Annotated in this window: 19 protein-coding genes; 5 read left to right on the top strand and 14 right to left on the bottom strand. The window is 46.3% G+C overall.

The genetic code is table 11. From position 1 onward, the window contains the following. Positions 1 to 103: 103 nt before the first annotated feature. Positions 104 to 1,135, top strand: a complete 1,032-nt coding sequence (locus BMX44_RS09270; protein ID WP_090631754.1) for a retropepsin-like aspartic protease family protein — start codon at positions 104 to 106, stop codon at positions 1,133 to 1,135. A gap of 55 nt (positions 1,136 to 1,190) precedes the next feature. Here the strand turns inward: BMX44_RS09270 and pyrF are convergent, their stop codons facing one another. The 4 genes from pyrF to BMX44_RS09250 form a co-directional block, all read right to left on the bottom strand. After that, positions 1,191 to 1,907 (bottom strand): orotidine-5'-phosphate decarboxylase, encoded by a 717-nt coding sequence (gene pyrF / locus BMX44_RS09265; protein WP_090631750.1) that lies wholly within the window; start codon positions 1,905 to 1,907, stop codon positions 1,191 to 1,193. A gap of 96 nt (positions 1,908 to 2,003) precedes the next feature. Beyond that, positions 2,004 to 4,904 (bottom strand): RNA polymerase-associated protein RapA, encoded by a 2,901-nt coding sequence (rapA, locus tag BMX44_RS09260; protein WP_090631746.1) that lies wholly within the window; start codon positions 4,902 to 4,904, stop codon positions 2,004 to 2,006. Between the two features lie 104 nt (positions 4,905 to 5,008). Then, positions 5,009 to 5,569 carry a response regulator transcription factor gene (locus BMX44_RS09255; RefSeq protein WP_090631741.1) on the bottom strand — a complete coding sequence of 187 codons (561 nt, stop codon included), beginning with the start codon at positions 5,567 to 5,569 and terminating at the stop codon, positions 5,009 to 5,011. Continuing rightward, positions 5,566 to 6,834, bottom strand: coding sequence for an ATP-binding protein (locus tag BMX44_RS09250; RefSeq protein ID WP_090631737.1), 1,269 nt, complete (start codon positions 6,832 to 6,834; stop codon positions 5,566 to 5,568). The genes BMX44_RS09255 and BMX44_RS09250 overlap by 4 nt, the downstream gene beginning before the upstream one ends. 368 nt (positions 6,835 to 7,202) lie before the next feature. On the opposite strand from BMX44_RS09250, the gene BMX44_RS09245 reads away from it, so the two are divergent. The 4 genes from BMX44_RS09245 (at position 7,203) to BMX44_RS09225 (ending at position 13,141) form a co-directional block, all read left to right on the top strand. Next, positions 7,203 to 8,930, top strand: a complete 1,728-nt coding sequence (locus BMX44_RS09245) for a chloride channel protein (protein ID WP_090631733.1) — start codon at positions 7,203 to 7,205, stop codon at positions 8,928 to 8,930. Positions 8,931 to 9,023: 93 nt separating this feature from the next. Beyond that, positions 9,024 to 10,148 (top strand): 3-deoxy-7-phosphoheptulonate synthase, encoded by a 1,125-nt coding sequence (locus tag BMX44_RS09240; RefSeq protein ID WP_090631729.1) that lies wholly within the window; start codon positions 9,024 to 9,026, stop codon positions 10,146 to 10,148. A gap of 54 nt (positions 10,149 to 10,202) precedes the next feature. Further along, positions 10,203 to 11,147 carry a 4-hydroxy-3-methylbut-2-enyl diphosphate reductase gene (ispH, locus tag BMX44_RS09235; protein WP_090631867.1) on the top strand — a complete coding sequence of 315 codons (945 nt, stop codon included), beginning with the start codon at positions 10,203 to 10,205 and terminating at the stop codon, positions 11,145 to 11,147. A 344-nt stretch (positions 11,148 to 11,491) separates the two neighbouring features. Then, a complete protein-coding gene (locus BMX44_RS09225) occupies positions 11,492 to 13,141 on the top strand; it encodes an MFS transporter (protein WP_090631719.1) in 1,650 nt (549 codons plus the stop codon). 305 nt (positions 13,142 to 13,446) lie between these two features. On the opposite strand, the gene hslU is transcribed toward BMX44_RS09225, so the two are convergent. The 10 genes from hslU to BMX44_RS09180 form a co-directional block, all read right to left on the bottom strand. Next, positions 13,447 to 14,781, bottom strand: a complete 1,335-nt coding sequence (gene hslU / locus BMX44_RS09220; protein WP_090631716.1) for an ATP-dependent protease ATPase subunit HslU — start codon at positions 14,779 to 14,781, stop codon at positions 13,447 to 13,449. Between the two features lie 64 nt (positions 14,782 to 14,845). Then, on the bottom strand, positions 14,846 to 15,367 hold the full coding sequence (hslV, locus tag BMX44_RS09215; RefSeq protein WP_090631711.1) for an ATP-dependent protease subunit HslV: 522 nt from the start codon (positions 15,365 to 15,367) through the stop codon (positions 14,846 to 14,848). A 113-nt stretch (positions 15,368 to 15,480) separates the two neighbouring features. Next, positions 15,481 to 16,380 (bottom strand): tyrosine recombinase XerC, encoded by a 900-nt coding sequence (gene xerC / locus BMX44_RS09210; RefSeq protein WP_090631707.1) that lies wholly within the window; start codon positions 16,378 to 16,380, stop codon positions 15,481 to 15,483. Next, entirely contained in the window at positions 16,380 to 17,069 is a 690-nt protein-coding gene (locus BMX44_RS09205) for a DUF484 family protein (protein WP_090631704.1), read from the bottom strand. The genes xerC and BMX44_RS09205 overlap by 1 nt, the downstream gene beginning before the upstream one ends. Positions 17,070 to 17,142: 73 nt before the next feature. Then, positions 17,143 to 17,970, bottom strand: coding sequence for a diaminopimelate epimerase (dapF, locus tag BMX44_RS09200; RefSeq protein ID WP_090631701.1), 828 nt, complete (start codon positions 17,968 to 17,970; stop codon positions 17,143 to 17,145). A 15-nt stretch (positions 17,971 to 17,985) separates the two neighbouring features. Continuing rightward, positions 17,986 to 18,504, bottom strand: coding sequence for a GNAT family N-acetyltransferase (locus BMX44_RS09195; RefSeq protein WP_090631696.1), 519 nt, complete (start codon positions 18,502 to 18,504; stop codon positions 17,986 to 17,988). Between the two features lie 267 nt (positions 18,505 to 18,771). Beyond that, complete coding sequence (locus BMX44_RS16815) at positions 18,772 to 18,915, bottom strand: hypothetical protein (RefSeq protein WP_177167719.1); 144 nt, start codon at positions 18,913 to 18,915, stop codon at positions 18,772 to 18,774. A gap of 597 nt (positions 18,916 to 19,512) precedes the next feature. Continuing rightward, a complete protein-coding gene (locus BMX44_RS09190) occupies positions 19,513 to 20,196 on the bottom strand; it encodes an ATP-binding cassette domain-containing protein (RefSeq protein WP_090631692.1) in 684 nt (227 codons plus the stop codon). 5 nt (positions 20,197 to 20,201) lie between these two features. Further along, a complete protein-coding gene (devC, locus tag BMX44_RS09185) occupies positions 20,202 to 21,362 on the bottom strand; it encodes an ABC transporter permease DevC (RefSeq protein ID WP_245738887.1) in 1,161 nt (386 codons plus the stop codon). Between the two features lie 5 nt (positions 21,363 to 21,367). Next, complete coding sequence (locus tag BMX44_RS09180; protein WP_090631687.1) at positions 21,368 to 22,324, bottom strand: efflux RND transporter periplasmic adaptor subunit; 957 nt, start codon at positions 22,322 to 22,324, stop codon at positions 21,368 to 21,370. Positions 22,325 to 22,396: the final 72 nt, after the last annotated feature.

Below are 22,396 nucleotides of genomic sequence, written 5' to 3'. Positions count from 1 at the left end.
TGTGTCGTTCCGCCATGAATGTTAAATCAGCGGATTTTGAGGACGGCCTGGCAATGTAATTTTAACTGGGAATTTAATTCATTAAACAGAGAGCAGGCTGGTAATGTTTATTCAAAAGCGCGGCAACGCCCGGACGTACCGATTTGATGGCAGACAATATAAGGCAAATTCTGCATTACAAGTTCCGTATTATTCATATGGATCGAACGTCAGGGCGATTATAATTGGATTGGCAATCGGATTGATGTGCCTGGTGGTCTGGGAAAAGGAATGGTTGCCTCAACAAAATTACCCTGCTGTGGAGCAACTGGAAAATAATGCCATGTTGTTTCCGTCCCACTGCCAGCCCTTGCCCGCTCATGGGTCCGTTTATGCCATTGAACCGGCTTTCATGAAGCGGACTGATGTACTCTATTCCGGCTTGCAAATTCATAATCAACATGGATATCCAATGGTGGTTGTATTATCTGACAACACGGGGTTGAAGCAATTTTTCGCCGTTTCGATTGCGCCCGCAGAGGCTGTTCAGCTTAGTGTTCCGATCGGACAATATGGCATGCAGGTTTTTTTCGGATTGCGCTGGTGTAATTTCGATAGCGGATTTGCTGATGGTGCGACTGCTCTGGTGGAAGGTGGCATCGCTATTCAAACTGGTCAGACTACGTCACTCGAGTTCTATGGCGCGAGCCTCGACCCGATACAGCTTGCGCTTGCATATCGCACAGCGCGTCCGGTAGACCCTCAGCAAATAAAATTACCTTCAGAGGTGATCGGTGATGGTGCGTTAGAATTGCTGCAAACGCCAGCAGGCCATTATTTCAGCTCGGGCGCTATCAATGGTTCACCTGTCGTATTTATGATTGATACAGGGGCTACAACCGTTTCTATTTCCGCCGAGATTGCAGCAAGGGCTGGTATCAAAGAATGTCAGCCTCGCATTGTGTCGACCGCAAACGGTTTGGTAGATGCGTGTTCTGCAACTGTATCCGATTTGACATTCGGAAAATACCGGCTGGTTCACGTTGACGTCACTATCTTACCTGATTTATCAGGCGAGGCGTTGTTGGGCATGAATGTGTTGCGTCATTTCAGAATTGAACAAGTTAATGAAAAGATGACAATTTCTGTCCGTTAATCGGGTAGTTTGAAGACTATGTCTTTAAATTTGCTGACATGATTTTTAGCCCGCTTTATAAAGTGTGTGGTGAAGCGGGTCTTTCATTTTGTACGGTCTGATTTAATTGTTGTAGCGTGCATAGCGGATCATGTGCCTGGGTAATCGGTCTGCCAATGACAAGGTAATCGGCACCGTTTTTTATCGCAGCAGACGGTGTTGCAATGCGTATCTGGTCATCGTGATTGTTATCCTCTAGACGTATTCCGGGCGTAACCAGTGTAAAGTCTGGTTTCACGCGGTGTCTTAGGCTGCTGGTTTCCAGTGCGGAGCATACCACTCCGTCGAGTCCGCAGCTTTCAGTTAATGCCGCGAGTCGGCGTACGATCTGTTCAGGCTCTTCATGTAGCCCAAGATCATCCAGGTCATCTCGCCCTATGCTGGTTAGCAACGTCACTGCGATCAGTTTGGCCGTACCCTGCGGGATCGCTTCGCGCGCGGCAAGCAGCATTTTTTTTCCGCCAAAAGCGTGCACATTCAGCATCCATGCGCCCATACTGACAGCTGCTTTGCAGGCTCCTGCAACAGTATTGGGGATATCATGAAATTTCAGGTCAAGAAAAACATCGAACCCGCCTCGTACCAGCTGTTCGACCAGACCTGGCCCTGCTGCGGTAAATAGTTCTTTGCCGACTTTTAAACGACATAGCTGTGGATCGAGCTGGGCGGTCAGATTCAATGCTTGTTTGGCATTATTGAAATCCAGTGCAACAATAATACGTGATTCGTTCATGATTAAATTCAGACAATAATAAAATTAAAATACAAATGGGATTGCTGTGAATAAATCCGGTCAAAGCGGTGTGTGCGCAAAAATCCCGTAAATCACTCAAATTGCAACAATCACTCGTATTGCATCCAGTCTGGTTTGTGCAGAATCCAGCACCCGGGTTATAGTTTCCAATTGCTGTTCGAAAAATCGGATTTCTGCTGCACGAATGCTGTGATTGATTTTCTGTAATGCCTTCAGTCGCTCTATTTCCAAAGTAAGCTTTTTTTGTAATCGGCTCCTGCATTGCTGAGTAATATATGGAATTTGTGCTTGAGCCAGTTTTTCGCTGTCGACAACCATAACCTTAATAGCTTCTTTCTTTAATTCGATGACCTGGCTGGCCACATGTGGTGATATTGTAGTCAGATTCCGATTAATGCTGTCATGATCTAGCGTTGGATGTTCAGAGCAACCATGCTCATCAATGATCGTGCGAACCATGATAGACGGAAGATTGTGGTTGTCAGCAACAGAGACTTCCGTAGTAATATCGAGTACAAACAGACACTCGACAAACAGCGTTCCAGGTTGGGCGTCGCAGTGTGAAAAACTTGATACGGTAGCATTGCCGGTTTCGGTATTCAGTACGCGCTCCATAGCATGAATGACCATGGGATGTTCCCAAGTCAGAAAATGCATGTCCTCGTTAGCAAGCGCTGTATTTCTGTTGTAAGTAATAATCAGGCCATCGTCTGGTAATCCTGGAAAAGTTGCTGTCATATGCTCGCTGGGCTCTAGACGATGGCTATCAGTGCGATGTGATTCGATATGTATGCCGAGGCAATCGAATGCAGATTCCATATACTGTTGTATGCTGTTGTCTTCATCTTGAGAAATAGCAATGGTGTAAAGCTGTTCGGCAATATGCGGACGAAATGAGTTATATTCCAGCAGTCTGTCGCGTCCGCGTTCAAGCGCCTCGCTAAGCATCTGATTCGCTTGCCGGGTCCGCTTGATTAAATCAGCAAAGGTGATTGACTCGAGTTCTCGTTGATGCATAGCTGATATCAGTTCTTGTTTGAAACGCTGATAAACAGCTTGTCCCGCTGGGCAGTTTTTCTGTAGCGCATCCAGCCCTTCATGATACCAGTTGAGCAAAATCATCTGAGCGCTGTTTTGTAAACAGGGTACATGAATGTTAATAGTATCTGTCTGGCCTATGCGATCCAGTCGACCGATTCTTTGCTCCAGTAAATCAGGATTGAATGGCAGGTCAAATAAAACCAGATGATGTGCAAACTGAAAATTACGTCCCTCACTGCCAATTTCAGAACAAATCAAAATTTGGGCGCCTGCATCTTTGTCGGCGAAAAATGCTGCTGCACGATCCCGTTCCAGAAGCGTCATCTGCTCATGAAATACTGGGGTGTGAATGCCTGTCAGCATTTTGAGCGCAAATGCTATATCGCACGCTGTTTGTGCGCTGGCTGTTATTACCAGAATTTTTTCAGGTCCGAGCTGGCGAACAGTTTTGTTCAGCCAGTCAATTCGTGGATCAATTTCTATCCATTCCGGAGCATTGTTATCGGCGCTGGCCTGATAAAGCAGTTCCGGATAAAGCAACAGCTGCGGTTCGGACAATGGATTCGTTTCAAAACTCGTCAAACAATCGTCATAATAATCGGGAAGCGCCAATGGAACAACCGATAGCTTTCTTTCTGGAAAACCATTAATTGTCGCTCGAGTATTTCGAAACAGTACACGTCCGGTACCATGACGGTCTAACAGAAGCGACGCGAGTACATGTCGTGTCTGTGAATCTGTTTCGGGCTCGAGCGTTGGTTTTTCGAGGCTGGTAATCAGCGACCGGGTTTGTGTTGTATTTTCGGTGGATAGTATTGTGTGTATGTGATCATCATTTAATGTTTGACCGTCGATCAGCCGCTCGATGACATTTGCAATCGGTTCGAACTGCTGCTCTTCAGCGACGAAGCGGTGAAAATCTGAATAGCGGTCTGGATCCAGCAGGCGCAGGCGAGCAAAGTGGCTTGTTTTTCCCAGCTGCTCGGGTGTTGCTGTCAATAACAGCAGGCCAGGTGTACACGTCGCCAACTGATCAATTACCTGATATGCCGGGCTGGACTCAGCTTCTGTCCATTGCAGATGATGCGCTTCATCAACAGTTACCAGATCCCAGTCACCTTTTAAGGCTGCCTGAATGTGTTTCCGGTTGTGACAGAGGAAATCCAGTCCGCACAAAACCAGTTGCTCACTGTGAAAAGGATTTGAATGGGTATGGTCTGCTTCAATTGTTGCAAACCTTTCTTTGTCGAACAAACTGAAGCTAAGGTTGAAACGGCGCAGCATTTCTACCAGCCACTGATGGATCAGTGCTTCCGGAACCACAATCAGAATCCTTTTGGCGCGTCCGGTTAAATGTTGCTGGTGCATAATCATGCCAGCCTCAATTGTTTTACCCAAACCAACTTCATCGGCCAGTAAAACACGCGGCGCAAACCGCCGACCGATTTCATGGGCGATATATAGCTGATGTGGAATGATGCTGGTGCGTCCGCCAAGCAAGCCATATAAGGGCGAATTTGAGAGTTGATTGCTTTGTAGCCAGGTTTGATAACGTAATCGGAACCATTTATCCGGGTCAAGATGCAGGTTGAACAGCCTGTCGATGGGTCTGTTGAACTGTAGATGGAAGGCCAGCTGGTTTTCCGGTAGCGTAAATACAGTGCCGGCTTTGTCTTTGCCAGAATAGATCAGAAGATCGTTTTCTTCCTGTACGGTTAATATTTGCATGGCGACACCTTCTATGTTTGTAACTGTATCGCCAATACCAAAAATTACGCGTGTCAGTGGAGCGGACTGGCGGGCATAGGTGCGTATTTCGCCTGATGCCATGAAAGCGATACTGACAACACGTTCTTCAACAGTTTGTACAACGCCAAGACCCAGTTGCAAGTCGGCATTACAAATCCACCGCTGACCTGGTTTAAATTTTTTCATCTGCCTGATTATCTATACTTAGGGTCTAAAGTAGGTAACGGAAACAGGATAAAAGTTCCATCTCTCTGTGTTTCGGTGTAAAAACGGATGCTATAGATTTGAAGTCATTCTCGGTGTGGTTTTTTCGCAAGCTTCCGCTGCAGTGTGCGGCGATGCATATTCAATGCCCGTGCTGTGACCGAGATATTATAATCATTCTCGGCCAGAATACGATGTATATATTCCCATTCGAGTCTGCCTACCGATAATGGATTTGCACTGATGGGTGTATCGGTTTCGCCACTGGTGCGCTCGAATGCGGCCATGATTTCATCTGCATCGACAGGCTTGGCCAGATAATGCGTGGCGCCAAGTTTAATTGCCTCAACAGCTGTTGCTATACTGGCGTAGCCGGTCAGCATGACTATTCTGGTGCCGGGATCCAGGGTTTTTAGTTTTTCTACGAGCACCAGTCCCGAGTCGCTGGATAATTTGAGATCAACAATTGCATATTCCGGTGCAATGCTTTCAGCCATATTCAGTGCGGCTTCAATAGTGTGCGTGGTGTGGACATTGAAATTACGTTTGGCCATTGCTTTTGCCAGAACGTCGGAAAATATTTCATCGTCATCGACAATGAGCAGATCGGGCTGTTCGTTGGCATCTATTGATTCTGATAAGTTCATGATTTGGACTCAATTAATGGTAAAGTAACTTGTGTGCACGCGCCCCGGTTCTCAAGATTGAATAAATGCACGCTTCCGCCTAATCGCTCTATATTCGCATTGGCCAGAAACAGACCGATACCAAATCCCTGCTCCGGTGTTTTGGTGGTAAAGAAAGCTTCACCAGCACGCTGTGTGGCTTCATCTGATAATCCATCGCCATCGTCAATGATTTCCAGATGCAGGTTTTTCTCGTCCCAGTGGCTCTTGATCTCGATTTGTTTAGACGATGCGTCAGCGGCATTGTTGAGTAAATTCAGAATCGACTGACTAACCAGCTGATTGTCCATGATCTTTGGTGCTGGCAATGGACCCTTGCTTTGGTGGCTGAACTTTACGGCCGGCCGTATGAGCTCCCATTTTTCCAGCAATGAGTTTAAAAATTCATTGACAGGCAATTGACTTCCACCTTCGATGCGGGCCTGTCCTGCCTTGGCAAGAAGTTGCGTCAAGGTCTCCTTGCAGTGTGTGATCTGGTCACGCAGAATGCGAATGTTATTTTGAAATTCACTATCGTGGACATATTCCTTTTGCAATTCTCCGGTGATGACGGCCATGGTTGAGAGTGGAGTACCAAGCTCGTGCGCAGCACCAGCTGCCAATGTGCCCAGCGCTATAATCTGTTCATTGCGTAGTACCTGTTCACGAGCAAGGGCAAGATCGTGATCGCGATCGCGAATAGAAATGCTCATTTTAACGACGAACCAGGCAATAATGACAGTGCTGAGTACGAACGCCAGCCACATGCCGGAAACATGTAGATTGAATTCGATCAGATGTTTGCTGTGGTCATGTGGAAGTGGAATATAATTAAACAGCAAGATGGTATAGCAACCTATGGTTATAATAGCCATAACCCAGGTATAGCGCCATGGAAGTGTGGCGGCTGCAATGGTAAGGGGCAGAAGATACAAGGAAATAAATGGATTGGTTGAACCGCCACTGAAATATAATAGCGCGCTTAACGCGAATACATCGATCAGCAATTGAGCGAAAAATTCGAGATGTGATACGGGCCATTTTCGATATAGCCGTATCCAAGTTAATAAATTGAGTGCTGCCAGTAAGATGACAACAATAATCATCTCAGTCCACGGAATATCAATATCAATGATGATATACACCAGGCTGAATGTCAGGCATTGTGCGAGAATCGCAATATTTCTGAGCATGAATAATCGCTGCAGGTTTTTGCTGAGCGGAGATTTGCTGAGATCGTTAAACATAGCGCGTTAGTTATAATAGTTGTGGCGTAACCGGCCAGTTATTGCAGTGTAGAAAAAAATACTCAGGGAATGCACAAGATACAGAATGACAGTAAGTGCGGGTTTTTGTATCGTCGCATAGTTCAGTCCAGTAAAATCGTGGTTGCCCCCTATTGATTAGAGCTCGTTTCAAGATGCATGTTATCTTTTCAGCTTATTATCTTTTCAAAGTGGCACATGTCTTCAGGTTTTTTCTGTTTGATCAGTCAACGTTGACGTAGAAAATATTACATTAGTTTAATTTGATATGCATGACCATGCGACATTTTGTCGCGGCCCGGTCTGACGTTAACTGCTAACCATGTTTCTTAGTGACAGTTTGATATTCCATGGATGATTCCGAAAACAATTGGCGTGAAACCATACGTATGGCGATATTGGCCGTAATTGTGGGTGTAGTGACAAGTTACGCCGCGTTGGGCTTTTTATGGTCGATTGACCGTTTACATCTGCTGTTTCTGGGAGAGGCGGGTGTTGAACTCTATGATCATCTGGATAGAGTTTCCAGCTGGCATTTGTTTTTTCTGCCGGTTGTTGGCGTGATTGTCGTTCGATTCATCATTCGATATGGAATGCCCGGACAGGAAAATCAAGGGCCGGCTGATGTCATTGAAGCAACACGGCTGGGAACGGGGGAGATGTCGATTAAAGCAGGTGTGAGCAGCGCGATAGCCACCATTGTGTCAATCGGTACCGGTGCATCAGTCGGGCGATACGGTCCTGCGGTCCATCTGGGGGCTTCTATAGGTTCATGGTTAGGGCAAGTATTTAAACTTACGGCAGAGCGCAAAAAGAACCTGCTTGCATGCGGTGTGGCGGGTGCGATTTCTGCTTCATTTTCTGCACCCCTGGCTGGAGTTGTGTTTGCGCATGAAGTAGTACTGGGCCGGTTTGGCAGCAGATCTGTTATGCCTATAGTGATTTCGTCTGTGGTGGCCACGGCGGTCGTCAAACTGCATGCGTATGACAGTCTGATTTTTATACTGTCAGACCTGCCGGAATTCGCGAACTGGGAATATTTGCTGTTTGCGCTGATAGGTGTTAGTGGAGGTGCGCTGGCCATCGTTTATATGGCTATGATGGCCCGTTTTAATCTTGTCGTACAATGGTTACCCTGTCCTGCGATGATCAAGTCACTGTTAGGGAGCATGTTGCTAGGTGGCATTATAGTTGTTTTTCCACAGACATTTGGTTTGGGTGAGCAGGTGATTCGCGATGTATTGCAATCCGAACTGTCACTGGGTGTTCTGGTAATGCTGTTAATGGCAAAATTGTTGGCAACATCTGTGAGCTTTGCCACAGGTTTCTCAGGTGGCATATTCGGACCCGCGCTGTTTCTCGGTGCAGTGATGGGCACCATGTTCGGTATCGGCGTGCAGGAATTGACCGGTATGGATGTATCCCCGGCTATTTACGGGGCTGTTGGTATGGGTGCGGTCGTCAGTCGTGTGATCGGTGCGCCGATTGCGACAATCTTGATAGTTTTTGAAATGACGGGCAGTTATCTGTTGATGACAGCTGTGATGGTGTCAGTGGTTGTCGGAAGTACTGTGACCAGAGATTTGTTTAACCGATCCTATTTTTTTCATCAATTGCGTTTGCGGGGTATGGAGCCGGAAACTTCCCAGATACAACAGATCCTGATTGAGCAACCAGTGAGCGCATTAATGTTAAAACAATCAGTGGTATTGACTGCCGATATGACATTGAAAACAGCGTGCCACAGGGTGGCGCCATTTGCATCATCGGCAGACGTAGTCTATGTTGTTGATCAAGAAGGCGTGTTACAGGGGCAGGTCAATCCGAGGATGCTGATTGCCAGAGACGAACAAACAGCCCTGGGTCAATGGGGTGAGTACATGCCTATAACACCTTCAGAAGTTTTAACAGATGATTTGAGTGTTTATCAGGCATATGTATTTTTGAAGAATTGTCGGCATTCAACTGTTCCAGTGATTGACGGCCAGACACAGCAGTTTCTGGGCATTGTACGTGTAGGTGATTTAATACATGCTTGTCTGCAGGCATTTGACAGATATCGGGTGGCGGAGCGTTAGCGGAGCCATGGCGACAGGTTGTATTTTCAGTTAAAATTCAATACTCATTGATTTGTGCCTGGTTTGTCAGCGCAAACTTTTTAAAGCTATTATATGATTCTAATATTAGTTCCCAATACTCGGCCTGAGAGCCCGGAATATAGACAGTTGTTAGCATATCTTGCTAATCTGCCCGGTATCACAACGCGTGTTCATACCGAGATCGGAGTAGAGCAAACACTGACCGAACTGTACTTGATCGGAAACACCAAGGCACTATCTACAGAGGAAATCAGTATTCTTCCTTGCGTAGAACGCGTGGTGCGTGTCTCAGAAGAATATCGCGTGCTGGGACGACATCAGAATGACGATCGATCCTCCAGCTTTGAATATAACGGTGTTGTTTTCAGCCAGGATACGCTAAATGTTTTTGCGGGTTTGTGCGCTGTTGATACAATCGAGCATGTTGAGGTCATGATGAAAGCATTGCGTGCCGAGGGGCAGGTATGTACCCGAATGGGTGCTTACAAACCCAGAACCAGCCCGTATTCATTTCAGGGACATGGTAAGAATTGTCTTCCATACGTATTTGACCTGGCAGGAAAATATGGCATAAAAGTCATTGCGATGGAAATTACCCATGAAGGTCATCTGGAGGAAATACGTACTGCGCTTCATCAGACTGGTAACGCGACAGGTGTCATGTTGCAGATCGGAACCCGTAATACCCAGAATTTTGAGTTGCTGAAAATAGTTGGTCGACAGCAGACTTTTCCGGTATTGATTAAACGAGGATTCGGCATAACGCTGGATGAGTCGTTAAACGCAGCAGAATATTTGGCTTCTGAAGGTAATCGCAAGGTGATATTTGGTTTACGGGGAATGAAAACGAATATGGGTGACCCGCATCGCAATTTTGTCGATTTTGCACACGTGCCGGTAGTTAAGCGGTTGACGCGAATGCCGGTTTGTATCGATCCATCACATTCGGTTGGGACTCGGGCCGATTCTCCCGACGGCATACTCGATATAATGCACGCAACGGCTCAGGGTGTTATCGCGGGTGCCAATATGATTCTGGTGGATTTTCATCCGGCACCCAGTAAGGCACTGGTTGATGGGCCGCAGGCATTATTGATGAAAGAGTTGCCGCAGTATCTTGAGGATATTCAAATAGCGCGTGAAGCCTATTTGAAACGTGTTGAACTGGTTAAGCGTTACCGTCAGGAACAGGATTAAAAGTAGTTTATTGAATGATGTATTTGTACGCATGTTTTCATGGAGAAAAATGAAATGATCAGAGTATTACTCTCAAATCCCAGAGGCTTTTGTGCAGGGGTTGATCGTGCAATCGGGATTGTAGAGCGTGCATTGTCTATGCATGGTGCACCGATCTATGTACGTCATGAAGTCGTGCATAACCGTTTTGTTGTAGAAGATCTGGAGAAAAAGGGTGCTGTTTTTGTCGAGACGCTGGATGAAGTACCAAAAGACAGCATTTTGATTTTCAGTGCTCATGGTGTTTCCCATGCAGTCCGCAGAGAAGCTGCTGCACGCGAGCTTCAGGTATTTGATGCGACCTGTCCATTGGTGACCAAAGTACATGTGGAAGTAGCCAAGATGCGCAAGGAAGGCAAGGAAATCATCATGATCGGGCATCAGGGACACCCTGAAGTCGAAGGGACAATGGGCCAGGCTGAAGGAAGCGATAAGGGTATGTATCTTGTCGAAACTGAAGATGACGTTGAGAAACTTCAGGTTAAAGATGAATCAAATCTAGCCTATGTAACCCAGACGACACTATCGGTTGATGATGCAGCCCGGGTAGTTGAAGCCTTGAAAAGGCGCTTTCCACAGATTACCGGTCCTAAGAAAGATGATATTTGCTACGCTACTCAGAATCGGCAGGATGCGGTAAAAAAGATGGTAAGGCAATGTGATTTGGTTATCGTAGTCGGTTCACCTAATAGCTCAAACTCGAATCGTTTATGTGAAGTTGCACGTAATGCCAATGTAGAAGCCTATATGGTAGATAATGCCCAACAGTTGAAAGATAACTGGTTTGCCAACAAACATCAGATCGGCATCACCGCAGGCGCGTCCGCACCTGAAATACTGGTTCAGCAGGTAATCGCCAGGATTAAGCAAATTGGTGCGGAACAAACAGGTGAGGAAGTCTCCGTGGAAGAATTAAGCGGTGTCGTGGAGTCAGTGGTGTTCCCATTGCCGAAAGCCTAGGTCTTCGATACAGAATCTTACTTAATTTTGATGGGTACAGGTTTCTGCAGGCTTCATTATTAGAATAACTTCCGGGAAGGCATACGCCATTCAAAATTCAAAAATCCGTCATTCCCGTCATGCGTAATGCGAGCATTTTTATTCGCAGTTTCGCTGTCGAAGCAATATGAATCATGGGCACGTTGGTGCATTACTGTTTGAGATTTGCATCTGTGAATGTGTTTTAACGAGAAGGTGATCGTTTGCTTCAGGCTGTTGTGCAGCCAGTCTGATGCTGGAATGATAATTTGTACTTTGACTTTAAGTATGTCGGCATGCTCAATTCCTATTAATAAAAACAATCCATGAAAATTTCTTCTGCTACGGGTTTTTTTTCAGTTGCAAGTCACTGGTTCAGTGCAAACATAATCTCGCTAGGCCGCGAAATGCGACTTTCCTATATGCCGCCGCTCATGGTCTATGTTGCCGCTGGTATTTCGGGTCTGACCGGTATAGTTGGGACGTTTTATGTCAAGGAGAGACTTGGACTGTCAGCTGAATTCCTGGCTATGCTTGGTTTCTGGATGATGTTGCCGTGGGCGTTAAAAATGCCGCTTGGTCATCTTGTTGATCTGATGTGGCGCTGGAAGAGCCTGCTCGTATATCTTGGAGCTGGTCTGATCATGATAAGCCTGCTGATTATGATCGGATTGCTCGGTCATACGGAAATCATGACGTCAATGGCATCGGTAGAAACCTGGTACGTTGTTTCAGCATTGCTCGCGCCAATTGGATATGTGTTGCAGGATGTTGTCGCCGATGCGATGACTGTTGAAGCAGTGCCACGTGTCGACGAAAACGGAATGGCACTGGGTGCACAGACACGCAAGTTAATGCACGTTACGATGCAGACATTGGGTCGGGTGGCTATCGTTGGTGGTGGGATTCTTGTATCAGTAGCAAATGTTTTCTTGTTGCGGGATGCCGCTGGGTTACCGGAAGATGAAAAAGAAGCAGTGTATTTACTGGTATACGAACTTGCGCTCATTATTCCCTTGGTATCGGTTTTGGGTGTGGTGTTGGCATCCTGGCTACGCCGGCGTGATATACAACGATTTATTTCCCAGGGATATAGCAAACTCGAAGCGACCAACCTGCTGGCAATACATACGGACCCGCCGCCTGTAAACTGGTGGATCTTGGGTGGTGGTTTGATTTTCACGATCACCTCACTGACAGTAGGCTTGAGTCGTATGCCAGGTGCGGAAGAGGTGATTTTTCTGATATCCATGTCGATTGTGCTGTTTCTGATGTGGCGATTGACGAATGAACTCGAGCCTGAAGCACGTAATGTTCTGGTTGGCACCGCGTTTCTAGTGTTCATTTTCCGCGCTATTCCGGGACCAGGTGCCGGCTCCACCTGGTGGATGATAGATGAATTGGGGTTTGACCAGCAGTTTCTCGCAGTATTATCACTGGTAGGCGCAACATTGACGTTATTCGGCATGTTTATTTTTCGCCGTTTTATGGCAGAGCGCTCTATCGCCTATATTATTGGATTCTTGACGATTGCTGGTACTTTCTTATCCCTACCCATAATCGGTATGTACTTTGGATTGCATGAATGGACTGCAGCATTGACCGGTGGTGTTGTAGATGCACGTTTTATTGCGTTGATTGACACGGCACTGGAATCTCCGCTGGGTCAGATAGCCATGATTCCGATGCTGGCATGGATTGCCAACTCTGCTCCGGACAAACTCAAGGCTACATTCTTTGCAGTGATGGCCTCATTTACAAATCTGGCGTTGTCAGCTTCTCAACTGGGTACCAAATATCTGAATCAGATTTATGAAGTAACGCGTGAAGTGAAGGACGCTGTTACAGGTGAGATCACTGTTCCTGCGGATTACAGCGAATTGGGCCATTTACTGATAACGGTAACCATTATTGGTCTGGTTTTACCGGTCTTGTCCATTATTCTGGTGAAGCGTTCGCGTTTCCGGAATGCATAAGTACTGCTTGTGAAACATGGCAGAAGCAAGTTTTTCAGTGATACTTGATTGGAATAATAATAGTGAAGGCGGCCCGGTAATTTAGTACGGGCAAGCCGGTGTCCGGGTAAAAATGTGATAAATGGACGGTAAATAACCGGTTTATTATGTAAATAAAAATAGTGGACACTAATATAATGGTAGTTATCTGGACCAACTGCCCAAAGGCATTCGGTAGATGCCGCATGTTAAAGTCCGGTTTCTCTCCTAGTGATTATATTTGAAAAGCATCTCTATCTCGAGATGCTTTTTTTTGCTTTCTATAATTAGAGCACATAACGCGCCAGATCTTCGCTCTGAGATAATTCACCCAGACGCTCCTCTACATACACAGCATCAATTTCGATCGTTTTTCCACTGTGTTTGGGCGCGTTAAATGAAATATCTTCCAACATTCTTTCCATGACGGTATGCAGGCGCCTTGCGCCAATATTCTCGGTTTTGTTGTTAACGGAATAAGCGATTTCGGCGAGTCGTTTGATTGCGTCTGATGAAAATTTGAGTTCGATACTCTCTGTTTTAAGCAGTGCTTCGTATTGGCGAGTCAGGCATGCGTCGGTATTGGTCAATATCTGTTCGAAGTCACTGACGCTCAGGCTGGTCAGCTCTACACGTATCGGAAAACGACCCTGCAGCTCGGGGATTAAATCAGAAGGTTTTGTCAAATGAAAAGCACCGCTTGCTACAAAAAGAATATGATCTGTTCTGATCATGCCGTATTTGGTAGAGATTGTAGTGCCCTCAACCAATGGCAGCAAATCGCGCTGCACACCCTGGCGGGACACGTCGCCCCCCGATACATTGCCGGAGCGGCTGGTTATTTTGTCAATTTCATCCAGAAAAACAATACCGTTTTGTTCTACATTCTGGATCGCGTTGAGCTTCAGTTCTTCATCATTGACCATTTTAGCGGCTTCTTCTTCAATAAGCAGTTTTTTTGCTTCTCGAATGGTAAGCTTTCGGGTCCTTTTTCTATCGCCGGTCATATTCTGGAACATCCCTTGTATCTGGGAAGTCAGGTCCTCCATACCGGGTGGCGCGAAAATTTCCATACTGGCGCGCGGTGTTGCGATTTCAATGTCGATTTCTTTATCGTCAAGATTACCTTCGCGTAGTTTCTTACGAAATTTCTGCCGTGTCGAGTTGTCTTCTTCGGTTGAACTGAGATGTGAATCAAAATTCCGTGCAGGCGGCAATAATGCGTCAAGAATCCGTTCTTCTGCGCGGTCCTCTGCAAGTGGTTGTTTCTTCTTGGTTTCCTTTTCGCGCAATTGCTTGATTGCCGTCTCAACCAGATCCCTGATGATGGAATCCACATCGCGGCCAACATAACCGACTTCGGTAAATTTGGTTGCTTCGATTTTAATGAAAGGTGCGTCTGCCAGCTTGGCTAGGCGCCTTGCAATTTCGGTTTTTCCAACACCTGTTGGGCCAATCATCAGAATATTTTTAGGCGTGATTTCTTGCCGCAGTGGATCGGCAATTTGCTGCCTCCGCCACCGGTTTCTGAGCGCAATGGCCACTGCGCGCTTGGCTGAATTCTGTCCGATAATATGCTTGTCCAGTTCGTGGACAATTTCCTGTGGCGTCATTTGAGACATGATTCTAAAGTGTAAATGTAAAAGTTGTTTGGTAAAAGCGGCAAAGTATTAAGGACGCCGCAAATTAGTTTATGGTTTCGATGGCATGTTGCTGGTTTGTGTAGATGCACAAATCACCTGCAATTATTAATGCCTTGGTTACAATTTCCTTGGGCGGTAACTCAGTGTTTTCCAGAAGCGCTCGTGCAGCAGCATGTGCATAAGAACCGCCGCTGCCGATTGCTGCAAGACCGTATTCGGGTTCGATAACATCACCTGCACCGGTGATAATCAATGTCGAATCTTCACTCGCGACCACGAGCATGGCTTCAAGCCGGCGCAGCATGCGGTCGGTGCGCCAGTCTTTGGCAAGTTCAACTGCAGATCGCATCAAATGGCCGTGATGCGCTTCAAGCTTGCCTTCGAAACGTTCGAATAATGTAAACGCATCGGCCGTGCCACCGGCAAATCCGGCTAGAATTTTGTCATGATAAAGTCTGCGAACTTTTCGTGCACTCGACTTGGCAACGACTGCGCCAAGGGTAACCTGTCCGTCTCCGCCGAGTGCGACTTGATTTCCCCGTCTTACTGATACGATTGTTGTCATGACCTGTTTTTATATCTGAGCTGATTCAAAACCTGAATTATACCTGATAACAGCCGACCTATACTGAGAGAAAGCGATGACGATAAAGCAGAATGAATGCTATCCGCTTTGTATCAATTGTCTTGCTTCTTTTTGGCGCGTGGATGCGCGGCATCGTACACATGCGCCAAATGCTGGAAATCAAGGTGTGTATATACCTGGGTGGATGTAATATGTGCATGTCCCAGCATTTCTTGTACTGCACGCAAATCGCCACTTGACTGCAGTAAATGCGATGCAAACGAATGACGCAAAATGTGTGGATGGACATTTTTGTGCATGCTCTGTCGCTTGCTGTGAATTTTCAATCGATGGCTGACAGTTCTGGCGCTGATAGCATTGCCGTGATGAGTCAGAAACATTGTGTCGATACCATTTCTAACGATCTGGCTTCGGTAATCCGACCATATCTGCAATGCTTCAATCGCCTTTTTTCCTACCGGTACAATACGCGTTTTACCGCCTTTGCCAGTAACTCTCACCGTTCCTTCCGACAAATCTATATCATTGATTCGAAGTTGTGTAAGCTCGGCCAGCCGCAATCCTGAAGAATAAAATAACTCGAACATGGCACGGTCACGAATCGTCAAGGACTCCAAACTTGCAAAGGTTAGCAGTTGTGCGGTTTCATCAGGAGAGAGCGCGTGCGGCAGTTTCTTGGTCGATTTGGGCACGCGTATGCCTATGCATGGATTATGGTTAAAGCTGTAATCGCGTATCAGATAATGATAAAACCTGCGCCAGGCCGATAACATGCGACTGAGACTCCTGCCTGAATATCCCATGCCGTGCAGCCGTATGATTGCATGGCGGATATGCTGGGACTGTGCCTGGGCAATTGTGGTAGGCGCGATTTCCCTGAACAGAATATGAATGTCATGGGCGTAACTCTTGCATGTATGTGCCGAAAGTCGGCGTTCACTTGCAAGATGCTGATTGAAAGCGGTTGCAAATGATTTAGACTGGGTGTCCATCAGTTGGGCGCTGGTTGTTGATTTTGTGGGTTACTTGTAGTCATTGTATGACGCGCAATTGATGCGCTGACAAGTTCACCAAGCCGTTTTAAATGAAGTGTGCCCATATCGGCATAGAAGCGCTCAATTTCCGGGCTGGCCAGGACCAGCAGGCCGATAGAGCGGGTGGTATTGAGTGGTATCATGGAAAATGATTGCAACTGTTCGGCATTTTCAGCAAACAACGCCTTGATGCCATCAGCCACATGATTGCCACAATATGGCTGAGTCAAACTTGTGGCTATCGCATGAATGTCTTCGCTGGTTGCGGCAAATTCTTCATATTCCTTATTTTCACACTCAAGCTCCCATAGCCGCATGACATAATAAGGAATGGCAAAATCCTCACGCAGGCTGTAGCTGAGTCCGTTTAGGAAATCGTCGAAATTATATGCAGTCAGTAATGCAATCGTCAGGCGGTGCATTTTTTCGCTGATAGCATCATTTTCCTCGCCAAAACTGATTAACTCCAATAGCTTGTCCTGCAGAACTTTATTTTTATCTTTGAGGGCGGCTGTCTGCCGCTCATGCAGTGAAACCACATTTTTCTGGTGCGGGTGCGGAATTTGCAGATCGGCCAATAAATCCATATTGTCGTTAAAAAAATCAGGGTGATTTGCAAGGTAGTGCGCAACATCTTCCGGTTTCATTATTTTTCCTGGATACCTAGTGTTGATGTGAATAAATGCATGTTGAGCAAGCCGATTTGTCTAGGTTGCCATTTTACAGATTAATCTCGCCCTCGAACACGCTCACGGCAGGTCCTGTCATCATCACAGGCGTATTTTCTCCTTTCCAACTGACAGACAGTTTGCCACCGCGTGTGCTGACAGACACAGGTGTGTCCAGCAGATTCTGCCGAATACCGGTGACCACTGCTGCGCATGCACCTGTGCCGCAAGCGAGTGTTTCTCCCGCGCCCCGTTCGAATACACGTAACCGTATATGATGACGGTCATCAATTTGCATGTAGCCGACATTGACGCGTTTGGGAAAACGCGGGTGTGTCTCGATGAATGCACCTTCACTGTTTACAGGCGCTGTCTCCACGTTTTCAACGATACGTACCGCGTGTGGGTTTCCCATTGATAATACGCTAATTTTAACAGTCTTTCCTTCCACATCAAGTAAATAAGTTATTGCCTGTTTGTCAGCTACAAAGGGGATTTGTTCTGGCTCAAACAGGGGGATACCCATATTGACCATGACATCACCATTTTCCTGTAATACCGGTGTAATTTCACCGCTAAGCGTTGTGACTCGAACCGAATTTTTTTTTGTGAGACCCTGATCATGTACGAAACGAACAAAACAGCGCGCCCCGTTGCCGCATTGTTCCACTTCGCCACCGTCGGCATTAAAAATGCGGTAAAAAAAGTCAGCACCAGTGGATGCCTTTTCTACTAGCAAAATCTGATCGCAGCCAATCCCGAAGTGCCTGTCGGCAATAAAACGTATTTGTTCGCGATTCAATGAAACGTTTTGATTGATGCAGTCAATAACCACAAAATCATTGCCAAGTCCGTGCATCTTGGTAAATTTTATATTCATCTGAAATGAAATGATTCAAATTGAAATCTCAGGTGTCAGCGACATCAGGTAATCATTCATGACGAAGCCGCAGCCGATATCGACGACACTGTCTCCGATGATCTCGAAACCATAATGTCGGTATGCGTGGATAGCGCCATGGTTCTCCTTGTTGACAGTCAGTGTCAATTTGCTACAGCCAATCCCGCGCATAGTTTCTATCGCATCATCTATGAGTATTTTGCCATAACCTCTGCGGTGATAGTCGTGATGTATATACAATTTGTCGATTTTCAATTCTTTCAATTCATTCGGTATGCATGCGCGCGTGCAGCAGGAGAAGCCAATGATAGTATCGTTTATAACCAGTTTTTTCCACCAGATATTTTCTTCTGATAATTGAGACTGAATCAGCACAGGACAGTAGCGTTGTGCCAGCATATAATAGATTTGTGCGTTCGAGAGCATGTCACAGTATTGTCTGAACCAGATTTCTCTGGCCAGAATAGAGATAGTGGCAGAATCATTCTTTGTAAGTGGCAGAATTTTAATCATCACCGGGCTGTTTTATATCTAGTGGAAATCAGTGCTGAGCGTCATGGACACTCGAAAAATCCAGGAAACACGCAAGAGTTGTGAAGGTATTTGTTAAGTCGGAAGCGAATATAGATTTTTGTGCGCATGAACTGTGCTGAAATCAAGCGTGCCAGGCGCGTTCATGGAAGAATCTGTCTGATAGTTAATAAAAATGTTTTTTTAAATAGTTACTGAAAGCAAGTTATGAAGAGTTAACAATGCTTTCAGTACGTTTAAATTACTTGTTTACAGATGATCTGCTGGCACATTATGATCAGGTTGAATGGTTTGCCCATAACTGTCCGGATTGGGAGACTCCGGTGCAGATGGAGAGCATGCCATAAACATGAATGAAGACAGCAAAACAAAAACAAGTGCTAATTGTTTCATATAGATATAGTCCTTTAAAATTGAAAATAAACGATATCATTGTCATTGGATGATATACGATTCGCAATGGTGCCTGTAATGCATCTACCGTACCTTGATCTATGTCAAACTGAAAGAGTTATAAGCTTGCTCGGCCTGTGACGAAGTCAGCAAGTCAGATCAGGCTGGTATGATCCGACACAGGCAGGGTTGCGAAAAGATGCGCGTAAAATACTGGCGGCGGCGATAGAATCAGAAATGGTCAGCTTTATTGGAAAAAATGGTAATTTAAATACTGATGAATGTAAATGAACTGTAGTGAGTAATGGATATCTTCCTGACCGGGCGATTCAATCCGGACTATGAGATATTGAAATCAAAGTATAAAAGTGCAGGATCGTTCGGATACAGGATTGTCACAACGGGTCTCGCGTAACCTGAGCAGCAGGCGGTATGTATACATCTGGGCTGATAGCGTACTATAAAGTACGGCTCGAACAGATGAACGATTATGTTTTCTGGTGATTATCGTTTCTGATTAAACGGAATGCAAAGAGTTTTTGCCCTTGTCTGACGGTTACCACGAACCAGAAACAAGTATCAAAAACAACAAGCCGCTTATTCTTGATGCTCAACGGCTTTAACTAAACCGTCTTCCAACTCAACCACGCGGTCGGCAATGTCAAGAATTCGATAATCATGTGTAACCAGCAGGATGGTCGTATTCAGTTCTTTGGCAAGCTGCTTTAAAATTTCGACGGCGTCATGTCCGCTTTGTCTATCCAGCGATGCGGTCGGCTCGTCAGCCAGAATGATTTTGGGCCGCCCAGCCAGTGCTCTGGCAATCGAGACGCGCTGTCGCTGGCCGCCGGAAAGTGCTTCAGGAAAATAGTGCATCCTGTCTTCAAGTCCGACTGCGGCGAGAATCTGTTGAGCGCGGTATTGTCGTTCGGATTCTGTCAGGTCGCGCTGTAACTCCAGCGTCATGCACACATTCTGCAGCGCTGTAAGTGATTTGAGCAGATTGTGTTGCTGAAAGATATATCCTGTCTGGCGACGAATTTTCACTTTAGTCTGCTCATTGCTGTTGACCAGTTGTTCACCGAGAATCACCACACTGCCATTCGAGGCCTGTCGCAAACCGCCGATAATTGTGAGCAGCGTGGTTTTACCCGAGCCGGACGGGCCCGTCATAAGGACAATTTCCCCTTTTCGGATGGCGAGATCAATGCCTTTTAGTACAGGTTGGGTGAGTGAACCGCTGCCAAAACTGAAATTCAGATTGTGAACGTCAATGACCATGATGCTCAGAACATGTCGGCGGGGTTGGCTGAATCCAATCTGTGGATCGCGAGGAAACCGGCTGTGGTGCACATAAACAGGATAAACACGAAAACAGTAAAGGCTTTTTCAAATGTCATAGGCATCGGTATGAATATCTGTGATTCAGCCAGATTGTACAGACTGCTGGACAGCGCCAGCCCTGGTACGAAACCGAGAATGGCAAGAATGAACGCTGAAGCAAACACCATGCGGATAAAATAGCTGTGTGGGTAGCCCATGGCTTTCAACGTGGCGAATTCAAAACGGTAATTGTTAATCTCGGTAAACAGGATCTGATACACAATTACCATGCCGACAATCAATCCCATGATGGTGCCGAAGTTGAAAATAAACCCGATCGGTGCGGCGTTTTCCCAATACAGCCGTTCATGTTTGAGCACTTCTTCATACGTGTAGATTTTTACAAAGTCGTTCAAATGAGCACGGAGTTCTTCTTTTATCTCCGGTATGAATACACCGGGTTGCAATCGAATGACACCAACATCAATCTCTTCGGCATTCCGGTTCGGGAAGATGCGCAGGAAATTTAAATCGCTGGTGACGATATTGCCGTCAGCTGCAAATGAAATGCCCAGTTGAAAAACACCCAGAATGGTAACTTTGTAATCATTAACCTCTGTTCTGTTCTGACCAGCTTCTAACATGTTGCTTACCGGTCCGAATTCAGGGCGGGAGTATTCGTCAAACAGGACAGTGTCTTTAACCCGCAGTTCACGCTTCCTGGTTTTGATGGCATCGACATTCAGCAAATCGGTATCCGGATCGTAGCCATAGACCATCAATGTTCGCTTAACCTGAGTGTCCAGTGCCTTGAATGTTGCCAGTGACAGATACAACGGTGCAACTTCAGCCACTGCCGGGTGGCCCAGTGCGCGCATCAGTTCGCTGCGTTCAAACTGCGCTGGTCGCCACATGGCCTCGCTTTGCTGGTGGATCAAAAACAGGTCACCATCGAACTTCAGCGGCATGGAAGCTGCACTGGCATACAACGCATCTTTGAAGCCCAGTTGCATAAAAACCAGAACACAGGCAAATAATACACCACTGGTGGCTGCAGCCAGTTTTAGCCGGTCATGGATCAACTGCCGCCAGGCAAGCCGCGTCGGAAAAAACCATGTGTTCACGATGCTCACGGCTTGATATGCACGCGTACCTGGCGAAAAATCTGATGTTTCAGGTCGACGATGGCATCAGTTTCAAGAGTCAGACGTACTTCAATGATACGATTATCCCTGTCGGCCAGAGGGTCAGTATCATTCAGGTCGTTTTTTTTGACCTGAAAACCGAGTTCTCTGACTTCGGCGCTGTACATGCGTGTGAAGCCAAGGGCGCTGATGCGTGCCTGCTGTCCGACTTTGACTTTGGATAAATCAGACTCGTATACTTCGGCAACAATGTCCAGTTGCGATAAATCGGCCATTTCCAGTAACCCGGCATCTGCAATGCGTTCACCGGGGCGTGTTAGAATTTTTAGCACCGTACCGGTAATCGGCGCATAAATAATTGTATTTTCGAGCTCCGCCTCAGCAATCAATAATTGGGATTTTGCATTGTCAATTTCAGCTAAAAGACGCTCCACGTTTAATTGCGATTGCTTGAACGCGAGATGCTTGTTTTCTGCGTGAGAGATCGTTGTCATCGATTGGCGTGAAAGCGATTCATAACGCTGGTATTCTTTTTGATTAAAAACCATAGTGGCTTTTTCGGCAGCCAGTTGTGCATCCAGCGCCTTGATGCGGGTTTTGGCAGCATCGACTTCGGCAAATTTCTTTTTGTGATCAGAAAGCAGGGCCAGTTTCTGGCCCGATTTGACCTGATCTGCTTCCCGAAAAAAAAGCTGCGCAACTCTGGCCCCCTCCGGGCCAGCGTTATGAGAAACCCTGATCACCCTGGAACGGGGCTCGATATAACCCAATGCGCCGATACCGATTTGTTTTTTGGTAACTTCCGGCGTGCTGGCGCGCACAACAGAAAGCGGTAAGCAGGCCACTAAAAAAAACAGAATGCCAAAAAAGACACAGCTGAATGGTTTGTCCAACGAGAAATTCTCAATGAGTCGAAAACGGCGAAAGCTGAAACAGCGCATAAACGTTTCAGTTTTATTTCTTACGTGGAAAATCAGCGCTAATGCAGGGTTTATAGCACGCTGCTGTCTGTT

Origin of the sequence: Nitrosomonas marina (assembly GCF_900110145.1) — a bacterium.
GTDB classification, from domain to species: Bacteria; Pseudomonadota; Gammaproteobacteria; order Burkholderiales; family Nitrosomonadaceae; genus Nitrosomonas; species Nitrosomonas marina.
The sequence above is the reverse complement of the archived record's forward strand: the minus strand, read 5'-3'. Positions and strand labels throughout refer to the sequence as shown.

What these genes read in the sequence shown, in the direction of transcription:
- rapA (WP_090631746.1), bottom strand. Translation starts at nt 4,904, where the DNA reads ATGAAAAAATTTAAACCAGGTCAGCGGTGGATTTGTAATGCCGACTTG.
- BMX44_RS09180 (WP_090631687.1), bottom strand. Translation starts at nt 22,324, where the DNA reads ATGCGCTGTTTCAGCTTTCGCCGTTTTCGACTCATTGAGAATTTCTCG.
- BMX44_RS09195 (WP_090631696.1), bottom strand. Translation starts at nt 18,504, where the DNA reads ATGATTAAAATTCTGCCACTTACAAAGAATGATTCTGCCACTATCTCT.
- xerC (WP_090631707.1), bottom strand. Translation starts at nt 16,380, where the DNA reads ATGGACACCCAGTCTAAATCATTTGCAACCGCTTTCAATCAGCATCTT.
- BMX44_RS09245 (WP_090631733.1), top strand. Translation starts at nt 7,203, where the DNA reads ATGGATGATTCCGAAAACAATTGGCGTGAAACCATACGTATGGCGATA.
- BMX44_RS09225 (WP_090631719.1), top strand. Translation starts at nt 11,492, where the DNA reads ATGAAAATTTCTTCTGCTACGGGTTTTTTTTCAGTTGCAAGTCACTGG.
- BMX44_RS09205 (WP_090631704.1), bottom strand. Translation starts at nt 17,069, where the DNA reads ATGAAACCGGAAGATGTTGCGCACTACCTTGCAAATCACCCTGATTTT.
- BMX44_RS09250 (WP_090631737.1), bottom strand. Translation starts at nt 6,834, where the DNA reads ATGTTTAACGATCTCAGCAAATCTCCGCTCAGCAAAAACCTGCAGCGA.
- BMX44_RS09270 (WP_090631754.1), top strand. Translation starts at nt 104, where the DNA reads ATGTTTATTCAAAAGCGCGGCAACGCCCGGACGTACCGATTTGATGGC.
- dapF (WP_090631701.1), bottom strand. Translation starts at nt 17,970, where the DNA reads ATGAATATAAAATTTACCAAGATGCACGGACTTGGCAATGATTTTGTG.
- BMX44_RS16815 (WP_177167719.1), bottom strand. Translation starts at nt 18,915, where the DNA reads ATGAAACAATTAGCACTTGTTTTTGTTTTGCTGTCTTCATTCATGTTT.
- BMX44_RS09240 (WP_090631729.1), top strand. Translation starts at nt 9,024, where the DNA reads ATGATTCTAATATTAGTTCCCAATACTCGGCCTGAGAGCCCGGAATAT.
- pyrF (WP_090631750.1), bottom strand. Translation starts at nt 1,907, where the DNA reads ATGAACGAATCACGTATTATTGTTGCACTGGATTTCAATAATGCCAAA.
- BMX44_RS09255 (WP_090631741.1), bottom strand. Translation starts at nt 5,569, where the DNA reads ATGAACTTATCAGAATCAATAGATGCCAACGAACAGCCCGATCTGCTC.
- hslV (WP_090631711.1), bottom strand. Translation starts at nt 15,367, where the DNA reads ATGACAACAATCGTATCAGTAAGACGGGGAAATCAAGTCGCACTCGGC.
- hslU (WP_090631716.1), bottom strand. Translation starts at nt 14,781, where the DNA reads ATGTCTCAAATGACGCCACAGGAAATTGTCCACGAACTGGACAAGCAT.
- BMX44_RS09190 (WP_090631692.1), bottom strand. Translation starts at nt 20,196, where the DNA reads ATGGTCATTGACGTTCACAATCTGAATTTCAGTTTTGGCAGCGGTTCA.
- ispH (WP_090631867.1), top strand. Translation starts at nt 10,203, where the DNA reads ATGATCAGAGTATTACTCTCAAATCCCAGAGGCTTTTGTGCAGGGGTT.